We start from the raw sequence: 12,366 nt of genomic DNA on the forward strand, positions 1-12,366 counted from the left end.
AGGAGCTGCCGCAGGCTGCGATCTTTTATAGGGTATGAGCCTCATCGCAAGACCCGAACCGAACGATGGTGTAAGCTCTCGGGTTCTTCGGATTCGACCCATTGCGAGCCCTATGCCGTCGCTTTTCAAACGCCCCCTGCTGCCCAAACTGCGCAGTTTCCCGCTGACCGCCGATGCCGTCACCATCCTCTCTGGCGCCGCCGAGTTCCGCCGTTGCCTGCTGGAAAAAATCGCCAGCGCCACCCAGCGCATCTATATCGTTGCGCTGTACCTGCAACAGGACGAGGCCGGCCAGGAAATTCTCGATGCCTTGCACGCGGCCAAGCTGGCACGGCCGGAACTGGAAGTGGCGGTGGTCGTTGACTGGCTGCGCGCCCAGCGCGGGCTGATCGGTGCCGGCAAGCAGCCGGGCAACTCGGCCTGGTATCAGGAAATGACCCGCACCCACCAAAGCGTGGTGCCGGTGTACGGCGTGCCCGTGCAGACCCGCGAGCTGTTTGGCGTGTTGCACTTGAAGGGTTTTGTCATCGATGACTGCGTGATCTACAGCGGTGCGAGCCTGAACAACGTCTACCTGCACAAGTTCGACAAGTACCGGTACGACCGTTACCACCTGCTGCACAATCGCGCGCTGGCCGACTCGATGCATCACCTGGTACAGCACGGCCTGGTGGCTTCAAAGGCGGTGCATCGCCTGGACCTGCCAAACCTGCCGACCACCCGCAGCCTGCGCAACGACATCGGCGACCTGCGCAGCCGTCTCAAGCACGCGGCCTACGACACGACCCAGGGCACCACGGACAAAGATGGCCTGTCGGTCAGCCCGCTGCTGGGCGTAGGCAAGAACAATCCGTTGAGCCGGGTGATTGGCGAGCTGATCGGCAGCGCCCGGCAGCAGCTGACCATCTGCACGCCGTACTTCAACCTGCCCTTGGCGGTGACCCGGGAAATCAACCGGGCGCTGGCCAGGGGGGTGAAGATCGACATCGTGGTCGGAGACAAGACCGCCAACGACTTCTACATCCCGCCGAGCGAGCCGTTCAAGGTGATCTCGGCGCTGCCGTATCTCTACGAAATCAGCTTGCGCCGCTTTGCCAAGCGGCATCAGCGCAACATCGACAGCGGCCAGTTGAACCTGCACTTGTGGAAGGACGGCGACAACACCTACCACCTCAAGGGCATGTGGGTCGATCAGCGCTACACCTTGCTGACCGGCAACAACCTAAATCCGCGGGCGTTTCGTCTCGATCTGGAAAACGCCTTGCTGATCGATGATCCGCAAAACGAATTGCTCGAACCCCGCCGCACCGAGCTTGCACAGATCTTCGAGCACACCCGGCGCATCGAGCGCTACCAGGACCTGCAAACCCTGCCGGATTACCCGGCGGGGGTGGCGAAGTTTCTCAAGCGGGTAAGCCGGGTGCGCATCGAGCGGTTGCTCTACCGCATTCTTTAGAAGCTGTAGCGCGACCACTGACGCCATCGCGAGCAGGCTCGCTCCCACAGTGTCCGATGTGAACACAAATTATGTGTACATCATCAATCACTGTGGGAGCGAGCCTGCTCGCGAAGAGGCCCGTCCAGGCACTACAACACTCCATTCAACCCAAGCTTGCCCCGCATCATCGACAGATCTTCAGCCAGCATATTCACCAGCCCAACCAGCGCCTTGCGATCGTCTTCGCCGGCAAGCCTGACTCCTACAGGCGAGCCAGGCTTGCCGGCGTGTCTGTTGCACCGCGATATCGTTTTTCGCGGGCAAATCGGGATCAGCCGTTAAGGTGACGCAAACTGCGCTCCATCCGAGCAATCCCTTCTTCCAGCATCGACCGCGGGCAGCCGAAGTTCAGGCGCACGAACTGTTGGCAGCCATCGCCGAAATCCAGGCCTGGGCTCAAGCCGACCTTGGCCTGTTCGAGGAAGAACTGTTGCGGGTTATCCAGCCCCAGAGCCGAGCAATCGAGCCAGGCCAGGTAGGTGCTTTGCGGCACATTCATCGTAATGCCCGGTAAACGGCTGCGCACGGCGTCGACCAGGTAATCGCGGTTGCCCTGCAGGTAGTCCTTCAGCGCGGCCAGCCAGGGGGCGGCTTCGCTGTAGGCGACGCGGGTGGCTTCCATGCCCAGTGGATTGACGCTGTCGACCATGCCGCAACGGGCGTGATTGACCTTCTCGCGCAGGTGGCGATCCTGGATGATCATGAACGAGGTTTTCAGGCCGGCGATGTTGTAGGCCTTGCTGGCCGACATCAGCGTGATGGTGCGCTGGGCGATTTGGGGGCTCAGGGACGCCATCGGCAGGTGTTGGCGACCGTCAAAGCACAGTTCGGCGTGGATCTCGTCAGAAATGATCCAGGCCTCGTTGGCCAGGCAGATGTCGGCAATGGCTTGCAGTTCATCCCGGACGAAGGCTTTGCCCAACGGATTGTGCGGGTTGCTCAGGAGCAGCGCGCCGCCGCCTTCCAGGGATTCGTTCAAGGTCGCCAATGGCGTGGCGTAGGTGCCGTCGGGCTGCGGGTCGAAGCCCAGCTCGACCTTGTTCAGGCCCCAATGACCCGCTGCGTGACGCAGGGGCGGGTAGTTGGGAACCTGCACCACTACATTCTGTGCCGGCTGTACCAGCGCCTTGAGCGCCATGTTGAAGCCCGACTCGACGCCCGGCAGGAAGATCAGCTCTTGCGGCTCGACGCGCCAGGCGTACTTGTTCCACAAATCGGCAACGATGGCTTCGCGCAAATCGTCCTTGGCCACGCTGTAGCCGAGCAACGGGTGTTCCAGGCGCTTTTGCAGGGCCTGGATGACCATCGGCGGCGCGGCGAAATCCATGTCGGCGACCCACATCGGCAGCACATCGGCCGGGTAACGGCTCCACTTGGTGCTACCAGTGCCGTGGCGGTCGAACACCTGATCAAAATCGAAAGTCATGCGCAGTCTCGTAAACGCTGGGTTGGAATGGCAACCATGATAATCGCCTAGCCCCTGTGGGTGCGAGCAAGGATATCGATGGTTGCCCGACGGTCGGTTTTCACACAAGACGCCTACCCATTGTCTACAGTTTCAGGTGTCGGTAGCGAGACTGCCGCCACCGTGATTGTCCAGAAAAATCCGGCAACGCACCGGATTTCCACCTGATAAGGAGTGCACGATGGACCTCAGCCGTCGTCAGTTCTTCAAGGTCGCCGGTATCGGCCTTGCAGGCTCGAGCCTGGGCGCGTTGGGCATGGCCCCGACTGCCGCTTTCGCCGAGCAGGTGCGCCATTTCAAGCTTGCCCACACCCATGAAACCCGCAACACCTGCCCGTATTGCTCGGTCGGTTGCGGGGTAATCATGTACAGCCAGGGCGATGCGGCCAAGAATGTCGCGCAAAATATCATCCACATCGAAGGTGACGCCGACCATCCGGTGAACCGCGGCACCCTGTGCCCCAAAGGCGCAGGCCTGCTGGACTTCATTCACAGTCCCGGCCGCCTGCAATATCCGCAGGTGCGCAAACCCGGCAGCAGCGAGTGGACGCGAATCTCCTGGGAGGAAGCGCTCGATCGCATCGCCGACCTGATGAAGACCGACCGCGACGCCAACTTCATCGAGAAGAACGCCCAGGGGCAGACGGTCAACCGCTGGCTGACCACTGGTTTCCTCGCGGCATCGGCGGCGTCCAACGAAGCGGGCTACATCACCCATAAGGTGGTTCGCAGTCTCGGCATGCTGGGGTTCGATAACCAGGCGCGTGTCTGACACGGCCCGACGGTGGCAAGTCTTGCCCCGACGTACGGCCGTGGTGCCATGACCAACCACTGGACCGATATCGCCAACGCGAATCTGGTTCTGGTAATGGGCGGCAACGCAGCGGAGGCGCACCCCTGTGGTTTCAAGTGGGTGACCGAAGCCAAGGCGCACAACAAGGCTCGGTTGATCGTGGTCGACCCGCGATTCACCCGCACGGCCTCCGTGGCCGATTATTACGCGCCGATCCGCACCGGCACCGACATCGCCTTCATGGGCGGGCTGATCAATTACCTGCTGACCGAGGACAAGATCCAGCACGAGTACGTGCGCAACTACACCGACGTGTCGTTCCTGGTCAAACCCGGGTACGGCTTCGAGGACGGGATTTTCAGCGGTTACGACGCGGCCAAGCGTGTGTACACCGACAAATCCGGCTGGGGCTATGACCTGGGCGAAGACGGCTTCGTCAAGACTGACCCGACCCTGCAGGACCCGCGCTGCGTCTATCAACTGATGAAGCAGCATTACAGCCGCTACAACATCGAACTGGCGAGCCAGATTTGCGGGATGCCGGTCGATGCCATGCAGAAAATCTGGGAGGAAATCGCCACTTGCTCGCAACCGGGCAAGACCATGACCATCCTCTATGCACTGGGTTGGACCCAGCACTCGATTGGCGCGCAGATCATCCGCAGCGCGGCGATGGTGCAACTGTTGCTGGGCAACGTCGGCATGCCGGGCGGTGGGGTGAATGCCTTGCGCGGGCACTCCAATATCCAGGGGCTGACCGACCTGGGCCTGCTGTCCAACTCGCTGCCGGGCTACCTCACGCTGCCCGGCGACGGCGAGCAGGACTACACCGCCTACATCCTCAAGCGCACGCAAAAACCGTTACGGCCGGGTCAACTGTCCTATTGGCAGAACTACAGTAAATTCCACGTCAGCCTGATGAAGGCCTGGTACGGGGCCAATGCCACGCTGGAAAACAACTGGGCCTTTGATTATCTGCCGAAACTGGACATTCCCAACTACGACATCCTCAAGGTGTTCGACCTGATGGGCCAGGGCAAGGTCAACGGCTATATGTGCCAGGGCTTCAACCCCATTGCCGCGTTGCCGGACAAGAACCGCGTGATGGCCGCGCTGGCCAAGCTCAAATGGCTGGTGGTGATGGACCCGTTGGCCACCGAAACCTCGGAGTTCTGGCAAAAGGTCGGGCCCTATAACGACGTGGACAGCTCCGCGATCCAGACCGAAGTGATTCGCCTGCCCACTACCTGTTTCGCCGAGGAAGACGGCTCGCTGGTCAATAGCAGTCGCTGGTTGCAATGGCACTGGAAGGGCGCCGACGGCCCTGGGGAGGCCTACACCGACATTCGCATCATGAGCGAGCTGTTCCTGCGCCTGCGCCAGCGTTATCAGGCTGAAGGCGGTGCCTATCCCGACCCGTTGCTGAAACTGTCGTGGCCGTACAAGGTGCCTGACGAACCGTCACCGGAAGAACTGGCCAAGGAGATCAACGGTTACGCCGTCACTGACTTTACCGACGCCACGGGGGCGCTTATCAAGGGCAACGCGCAACTGGCCGGGTTTGGCCAGCTCAAGGACGACGGCGGTACGGCGTCCGGGTGCTGGATTTTCTGTGGCAGCTGGACCGAAACGGGCAACCAGATGGCCCGCCGCGATAACAACGACCCGTACGGCATGCACCAGCACCAGGGTTGGGCCTGGGCCTGGCCGGCAAACCGGCGGATTCTCTACAACCGCGCCTCGGCCGACCTGAAAGGCAAGCCCTGGGACGATAAAAAGCGTCTTGTGTGGTGGAACGGCAAGGCCTGGGCCGGCACCGATGTACCGGACTACAAGGCTGACGTGGCGCCAGAGGCGGGGATGAACCCGTTCATCATGAACCCCGAAGGCGTGGCGCGGTTCTTCGCCGTCGACAAGATGAACGAAGGGCCATTCCCCGAGCACTACGAGCCATTCGAGACACCGATCGGCATCAACCCACTGCACCCGCAAAACAAGAAAGCCACCAGCAATCCGGCGGCGCGGATCTTCGATTCGGTATGGGACACGCTGGGTGTGGCCAAGGATTACCCCTACGCCGCCACCAGCTACCGGCTGACCGAGCATTTCCACTTCTGGAGCAAGCACTGCAAGCTCAACGCCATTACCCAGCCCGAACAGTTCGTCGAAATCGGCGAAGTGCTGGCCAGTGAACTCGGCATCGTCGCCGGCGACCGTGTGCGGGTCAGCAGCAAGCGAGGCTTCATCGAGGCGGTGGCGGTGGTGACCAAGCGGATTCGTCCGTTGCAGGTCAACAATCAGATCGTGCACCAGATCGGTATCCCTTTGCACTGGGGATTCACCGGGCTCACGCGCCACGGCTACCTGACCAACACCCTGGTGCCGTTCCTCGGCGATGGCAACACCCAGACCCCGGAATCCAAGTCATTCCTGGTCAACGTGGAGAAAGTCTAAATGGCCAGCCAAGACATCATTGCCCGCTCGGCCACTACCACCGTACCGCCATCGGTACGCAATCAGGAGGAAGTCGCCAAGCTGATCGACACCACCAAGTGCATTGGCTGCAAGGCCTGCCAGGTCGCCTGCTCGGAATGGAACGAGCTGCGCGACGAGGTCGGCCACAACCTCGGCACCTACGACAACCCGCAGGACCTGACAGCAGAAACCTGGACCCTGATGCGTTTCACCGAGCACGAAACCGACGCCGGCAACCTGGAATGGCTGATCCGCAAGGACGGCTGCATGCATTGCGCCGAACCCGGTTGCCTGGCGGCTTGCCCCAGTCCCGGAGCGATCATCAAGCACGCCAACGGCATCGTCGACTTCAATCAGGATCACTGCATCGGCTGTGGCTACTGCATCACCGGTTGTCCGTTCAACATTCCACGCATTTCGCAGAAGGACCACAAAGCCTACAAATGCACCTTGTGCTCGGATCGGGTGGCGGTGGGGCTGGAACCGGCCTGTGTGAAAACCTGTCCGACCGGCGCCATCGTGTTCGGCTCCAAGCAGGACATGAAGGAACATGCCGCCGAGCGCATCGTCGACCTCAAGAGTCGTGGCTTCGACAACGCCGGCCTGTACGACCCCGCGGGCGTTGGCGGCACGCACGTGATGTATGTGCTGCACCACGCCGACACCCCCAGGCTGTACGCCGGACTGCCGAGCGATCCGGTCATCAGCCCGTTGGTGAGCCTGTGGAAGGGCGTCAGCAAGCCCCTGGCGCTGCTGGCCATGGGCGCGGCGGTGCTGGCCGGGTTCTTCCATTACGTGCGCGTCGGGCCACAGGTGGTCGAGGAAGATGAACGGCCGCCGTCGAGCGATCCTGCGGTGCATGAAGTCGATCCATCGGTGCATACCTATGATCCGAAGCGGGAGGACAGGCCATGATCCGCAAACAGATCCTGCGCTACACCAGCAACCAGCGCACCAACCACTGGCTGGTGGCGATTCTGTTCCTGATGGCCGGGTTATCGGGCCTGGCGCTGTTCCATCCGGCGCTGTTCTGGTTGAGCAATCTGTTCGGCGGCGGGCCGTGGACGCGTATCCTGCATCCGTTCATGGGCGTGCTGATGTTCGTGTTCTTCTTCGGCTTGGTCCTGAGTTTCTGGCGCGCCAATATCTTTATCGCCAATGATCGATTGTGGCTGCGGCGCATCGACCGGGTGATGAAAAATGAAGAGGAGGGCGTGCCTGCCATCGGCAAATACAATCCCGGGCAAAAGCTGCTGTTCTGGACTTTACTGCTGTGCATGCTGGTGCTGTTGTTCAGCGGGCTGGTGATCTGGCGCGCCTACTTCAGCGCCTATTTCGGCATCACCAGCATTCGCTGGGCAATGCTGTTGCACGCGTTGGCCGGTTTCGTGCTGATCCTGAGCATCATCGTGCACATCTACGCCGGCATCTGGATCAAGGGATCGGTCAGCGCCATGCTGCATGGTTGGGTCAGTCGCGCCTGGGCGAAGAAACACCATGAGCTCTGGTACCGTGAAGTGACCCGGGATGAGCGTCCCGATCCGCCGCTGAACAGAAAAGGATAACCACTTGGCCACGATCCTGGAGCCGGGACAGATTGAAGCGGCGGCGACATCGCCGCCGTTTCTGCACCTGCCACCGCCGAACCTGTTTGCCTTGCGTGCGTCGCGCCTGGAGCGCCTTGCCGACGGTCATCCATTGGCCGATTACCTGCGTCTGGTGGCGGGGTTGTGCAACGTGCAGCAACGTCTGATGGACGATCCCCCCGAGGCGGCACAGCCGGACCCGCAACGCGTCAGGCAGTGCCTGGATCACGGCCTGCCACCGTTTGCCGCCGACAGCCTGGTGCGCGAGGATGCGTGGCTGGCGTACCTGCAAGCGCTGTTGCAGCGCTATCAGCCACCGGCGCAACCGGCGGTGGAAAACGCCGTGGCAACCTTGCGTGAGGCCAACGTCGGGCAGCGCAAGGCGTGGGCGATAGCCTTGGTCAGCGGACAGTTCACCTTGCTGCCGGCGGCGCTGGTGCCATTTCTGGGGGCTGCGTTGCAAGTCGCGTGGAGCCATTGGCTGCTGAGTACCCCCGACCTCGCCTTGAAACCCGGCAACAGTCTTAACCAGTGCCCGGCGTGCGGCTCACCGGCCATGGCTGGGGTGATCCGCCATCGCGGCAAGTACAACGGCTTGCGCTATCTGGTGTGCTCACTGTGTGCCTGTGAATGGCATGTAGTGCGGGTCAAGTGCGTCTATTGCGAGCAGAGCAAAGGCTTGCAATACGTCAGCCTCGACACCGACCGTCACGCCGCGGACAAGGCACCGTTACGCGCCGAAACCTGCCCCGGTTGTCGCAGTTATCTGAAGCAGCTGTACCTGGAATGCGACGCCGAGGGCGAAGCGCTGTCCGCGGACCTGAGCAGCCTGATGCTCGACATGCGCCTGGAAGAGGAGGGTTTTGCGCGCCCTGCGCCCAACCTGCTGCTGGCACCCGGGGGCGATTGAAGCGAACGTCTACACTCAGGCGGTCAACGTTTGCCGGAGTGCCTGATGTCTGCCAGATCCACCAGCCAAGCCTTGCGACTGCCTTCCATCGATAGCCTGCTGCGCCACCCGGCCTGCCATCCCTTGGCCGAACGCTATGGGCGCGAGGCCTTGCTCGCAAGCTTGCGCCAGTTGCTCGATGACTTGCGCCAACCGGTCCTGGCGGGGCAACTCGACGCGGTCGAACTCACCCCGCAAGTACTGGCGGGCAGGGCGGGCGAGCGTCTGGCCAGCCAGCATCGCAGTCACGTGCGTCGGGTGTTCAACCTCACCGGGACGGTCCTGCACACCAATCTGGGGCGCGCCTTGTTGCCGCAGGAAGCGATCGACGCCGTGCAAATGGCCGCGCGCTATCCGTTGAACCTGGAGTTCGACCTGCACAGCGGCAAACGCGGCGACCGCGACGATCTGATCGAGGGCCTGATTCGCGAACTGACCGGTGCCGAAGCGGTGACCGTGGTCAACAACAATGCCGCCGCGGTGCTGCTCACCCTAAACAGCCTGGGTGCGCGCAAGGAAGGCATCATCTCCAGGGGCGAGTTGATCGAAATCGGCGGCGCCTTTCGCATCCCCGACATCATGGCGCGCGCGGGGGTCAAACTGGTTGAGATCGGCACCACCAACCGCACCCATGCCCGCGACTATGAAGCCGCGATCGGCGCGCGTAGCGGCTTGATCATGCGGGTACATGCGAGCAACTACAGCATCGAGGGGTTCACCACCCGGGTGCCGACCGTCGAGCTGGCGCGCCTGGCCCATCAACATGGCTTGCCACTGCTTGAAGACCTTGGCAGCGGCAGCCTGCTGGACCTGACCCGCTGGGGCTTGCCGGCCGAACCGACGGTGCGCCAGGCCCTGCTTGATGGCGCGGACATCGTCACGTTCAGCGGCGACAAATTACTCGGCGGTCCCCAGGCCGGGTTGATTGTCGGCCGCAAGGACCTGATTGCACGGATCAAGAAGAACCCGCTGAAACGGGCGCTGCGGGTCGACAAGCTGACCCTGGCCGCCCTCGAAGCGGTGTTGGGCCTGTACCGCGACCCGGACCGCCTGGCCGAGCGACTGCCCAGCCTGCGCCTGCTAACCCGTGCGCAACCCGACATCCTGGCCCAGGCCGAGCGCCTGCAACCGTCGCTGGCCACGCGGTTGGGCGCGGGCTGGAGCGTCAGCGCGGTGCCGGCGCTGGGAATGATCGGCAGTGGCAGCCAGCCGGTGGCACGCTTGCCGAGTGCCGCGCTATGCCTGCGTGCCAATACTTCCAAACGTCAGCGCGGGCGCGCGCTATTGAATCTGGAACAGGCCCTTCGAGCCTTGCCGATACCGGTGCTGGGGCGTATCGATGACGACGCGCTGTGGCTCGACGTGCGCCAACTGGATGACGAACCGGCGTGGCTGGCGCAGCTTGAGCAACTGCAGGTGGAGGGCCGGGCAGGGTGATCGTCGGCACGGCGGGGCACATCGACCACGGCAAGACGGCATTGCTCGAGGCACTGACCGGGCAGGCCGGTGATCGCCGCCGCGAGGAGCGCGAACGCGGCATGACCATCGACCTGGGCTATCTTTACGCCGCACTGGAGCCCGGTGCGGCCCTGACCGGTTTTATCGATGTGCCGGGGCATGAGCGCTTCACCCATAACATGCTCGCCGGTGCACACGGCATCGACCTGGTGCTGCTGGTGGTGGCCGCCGACGACGGCGTGATGCCGCAGACCCGGGAACACCTGGCCATCGTCGAATTACTGGGTATTCCCCGTGCCATTGTGGCGATCACCAAATGCGACCGGGTCGAGCCGTCCAGGGTGCAGGCTGTGCGCGAGCAGATTGCAACGTTGCTGGCGCCCGGCCCGTACGCCGAGGCGCAGTTGATTGCGTTGTCGAGCGTGACCCTGGAGGGGGTGCAGACCCTGCGCCAAGCGTTGCTCAAGGCCCAGGCCGAAGTGCTGAAGCGTAGTCAGGACGGCGGTTTTCGCCTGGCCATCGATCGCGCGTTCAGTGTCCCCGGTGCGGGCATCGTGGTGACCGGTACGGCGCTGTCCGGCCAGGTCACGGTGGGCGATTCCCTGGTGCTCGGCCCCCTCGGCAAAACCGTGCGGGTTCGCGGCCTGCACGCGCAGAATCAGGCGGCCAACGTGGCGGTCGCCGGGCAGCGGGTCGCCTTGAACTTGAGTGCCGAGCGCCTGGCGTTGTCACAAATCCACCGCGGCCAGTGGTTGTCGGCGCCGTGGCTGCACGCACCGACCCAGCGCCTGGACATCGACCTGCAGCTGTTACCCGCTGAACCGCGCGCCTTCGAACACTTTGAAGCGGTGCACGTGCACCTGGGGACACGGGACGTCACCGGGCGGGTGGCCTTGCTGGAGGGTGACAGCCTGGCGCCGGGGCAACGGATGTTCGCGCAACTGCTGGTCAATGCGCCGGTGCAAGCGGTGCTGGGCGACCGGTTGATCCTGCGTGACCAGAGCGCTCAGCGCACCCTCGGCGGCGGCAGGGTGCTCGATCCCTTCGCGCCAACCCGCCACCGCCGCAGCCCCGAGCGATTGGCGCAACTGACGGCATTGGCCGCAAGCACTCGCCTGGAAGACGTACTGCCAGCGTTACTCGCCAATAGCGACAGCGGGCTCGATCCGCAACAGCTTGAACGCCAGTTCAACCGCCCGCGCGCTACCTGGTTGCTGCCCGGCGACATACGCCTGATTGAAACCCGCCAGGCGCCGGTCTTGTTCAGCGCCAGCCGGTGGCAGGCCTTGCAGGATGAATTGCAGCAACACCTGGCGCGCTTCCATGAACAGGAACCGGACCACATGGGCCCGGATCGCGATCGTCTGCGCCGATTCGCCGGCAGCGCCCTGGATCGCCCGGTATTCATCAGCCTGCTTGAGCAATTGCTGGCTGCCGGACGCATCGCGGCCAGTGGGCCGTGGCTGCACCTGCCGGGGCATGAGGTACGCCTGAGCGACGAGGAGCAAGCCTTATGGCTGCAATTGCAGCCGCGGTTCGATACCGCCGGGTTCGACCCACCGTGGGTGCGCGATCTGGGATACGACGAAGCCACTGTGCGCGCACTGCTGCGCAAAATGGCGCGCCTGGGCCTGTTGCATCCGGTGGTGCGTGATCTGTTCTACACCGACACGATGATCCGTCGCCTGGCGGCTATGCTGTTGCAACTGGCCGACGACAACCCGGTCATCGAGGTATCGGCCTTTCGTGATGCGGTGGGCCTGGGACGCAAGCGCAGTATCCAGATCCTTGAGTACTTCGACCGACTCGGCCTGACCCGCCGCGTGGGCGATCGACGGCAGATCCGCCCGGACAATGCCCTGGCACGCAGGCCGAAAGATTGATCCGGGGTTCTTTTAAAGGAAGGTAATCGCGCCCGGTGGCGCGGCCGGGCTTCAAACCCGGTTGGGGACGGCATCCGTTCCCGGGCAGGTTCGACTCCGGCTACCTTCCGCCATTTTCCTTGAACATAGGTGCAGGAGCCAGCGGTGCTGCGTATCTGATCATTCCCACGCCCCGCGTGGGAATGCATCCTGTGACGCTCCGCGTCACCAGTGCGCACGGCTCACGTCCTGCGTCGTCTGCGGAACGCAGAGCGTCCCT

General features: G+C 63.0%; 8 protein-coding genes, 1 tRNA gene and 1 pseudogene. 8 read left to right on the forward strand and 2 right to left on the reverse strand.

Annotation, left to right across the window (positions count from 1 at the left end; genetic code table 11):
* Positions 1-112: 112 nt before the first annotated feature.
* Entirely contained in the window at positions 113-1,456 is a 1,344-nt protein-coding gene (pssA, locus tag PG5_RS21380; RefSeq protein WP_020799199.1) for a CDP-diacylglycerol--serine O-phosphatidyltransferase, read from the forward strand.
* A 131-nt stretch (positions 1,457-1,587) separates the two neighbouring features.
* Here pssA and PG5_RS34265 read toward each other — a convergent pair.
* Positions 1,588-1,683: pseudogene (locus PG5_RS34265) on the reverse strand (EfeM/EfeO family lipoprotein); the annotation flags it as partial.
* 86 nt (positions 1,684-1,769) lie between these two features.
* Positions 1,770-2,924, reverse strand: a complete 1,155-nt coding sequence (locus PG5_RS21385; RefSeq protein ID WP_020799200.1) for a MalY/PatB family protein — start codon at positions 2,922-2,924, stop codon at positions 1,770-1,772.
* A gap of 220 nt (positions 2,925-3,144) precedes the next feature.
* Here PG5_RS21385 and fdnG point away from each other — a divergent pair, with 220 nt between their 5' ends.
* The 7 genes from fdnG (at position 3,145) to PG5_RS21425 (ending at position 12,220) form a co-directional block, all read left to right on the forward strand.
* Complete coding sequence (fdnG, locus tag PG5_RS21395) at positions 3,145-6,210, forward strand: formate dehydrogenase-N subunit alpha (RefSeq protein ID WP_155943736.1); 3,066 nt, start codon at positions 3,145-3,147, stop codon at positions 6,208-6,210.
* Positions 6,211-7,146, forward strand: coding sequence for a formate dehydrogenase subunit beta (gene fdxH / locus PG5_RS21400; protein WP_020799204.1), 936 nt, complete (start codon positions 6,211-6,213; stop codon positions 7,144-7,146).
* The gene (locus PG5_RS21405; protein WP_020799205.1) at positions 7,143-7,796 is read left to right on the forward strand and encodes a formate dehydrogenase subunit gamma; all 654 of its coding nucleotides are present in this window, start codon (positions 7,143-7,145) and stop codon (positions 7,794-7,796) included. Before fdxH ends, PG5_RS21405 begins: the two co-directional genes overlap by 4 nt.
* 4 nt (positions 7,797-7,800) lie before the next feature.
* On the forward strand, positions 7,801-8,727 hold the full coding sequence (gene fdhE / locus PG5_RS21410; RefSeq protein WP_020799206.1) for a formate dehydrogenase accessory protein FdhE: 927 nt from the start codon (positions 7,801-7,803) through the stop codon (positions 8,725-8,727).
* A gap of 45 nt (positions 8,728-8,772) precedes the next feature.
* Complete coding sequence (gene selA / locus PG5_RS21415; protein ID WP_020799207.1) at positions 8,773-10,203, forward strand: L-seryl-tRNA(Sec) selenium transferase; 1,431 nt, start codon at positions 8,773-8,775, stop codon at positions 10,201-10,203.
* A complete protein-coding gene (gene selB / locus PG5_RS21420; RefSeq protein WP_020799208.1) occupies positions 10,200-12,107 on the forward strand; it encodes a selenocysteine-specific translation elongation factor in 1,908 nt (635 codons plus the stop codon). The genes selA and selB overlap by 4 nt, the downstream gene beginning before the upstream one ends.
* A 17-nt stretch (positions 12,108-12,124) precedes the next feature.
* Positions 12,125-12,220 (forward strand) — tRNA-Sec (locus PG5_RS21425).
* The last annotated feature ends 146 nt before the right edge of the window (positions 12,221-12,366 follow it).

The sequence above is a fragment of the Pseudomonas sp. G5(2012) genome (assembly GCF_000408945.1).
Classification (GTDB): Bacteria; Pseudomonadota; Gammaproteobacteria; order Pseudomonadales; family Pseudomonadaceae; genus Aquipseudomonas; species Aquipseudomonas umsongensis.

What these genes read in the sequence shown, in the direction of transcription:
- pssA (WP_020799199.1), top strand. Translation starts at nt 113, where the DNA reads ATGCCGTCGCTTTTCAAACGCCCCCTGCTGCCCAAACTGCGCAGTTTC.
- PG5_RS21405 (WP_020799205.1), top strand. Translation starts at nt 7,143, where the DNA reads ATGATCCGCAAACAGATCCTGCGCTACACCAGCAACCAGCGCACCAAC.
- PG5_RS21385 (WP_020799200.1), bottom strand. Translation starts at nt 2,924, where the DNA reads ATGACTTTCGATTTTGATCAGGTGTTCGACCGCCACGGCACTGGTAGC.
- fdxH (WP_020799204.1), top strand. Translation starts at nt 6,211, where the DNA reads ATGGCCAGCCAAGACATCATTGCCCGCTCGGCCACTACCACCGTACCG.
- selA (WP_020799207.1), top strand. Translation starts at nt 8,773, where the DNA reads ATGTCTGCCAGATCCACCAGCCAAGCCTTGCGACTGCCTTCCATCGAT.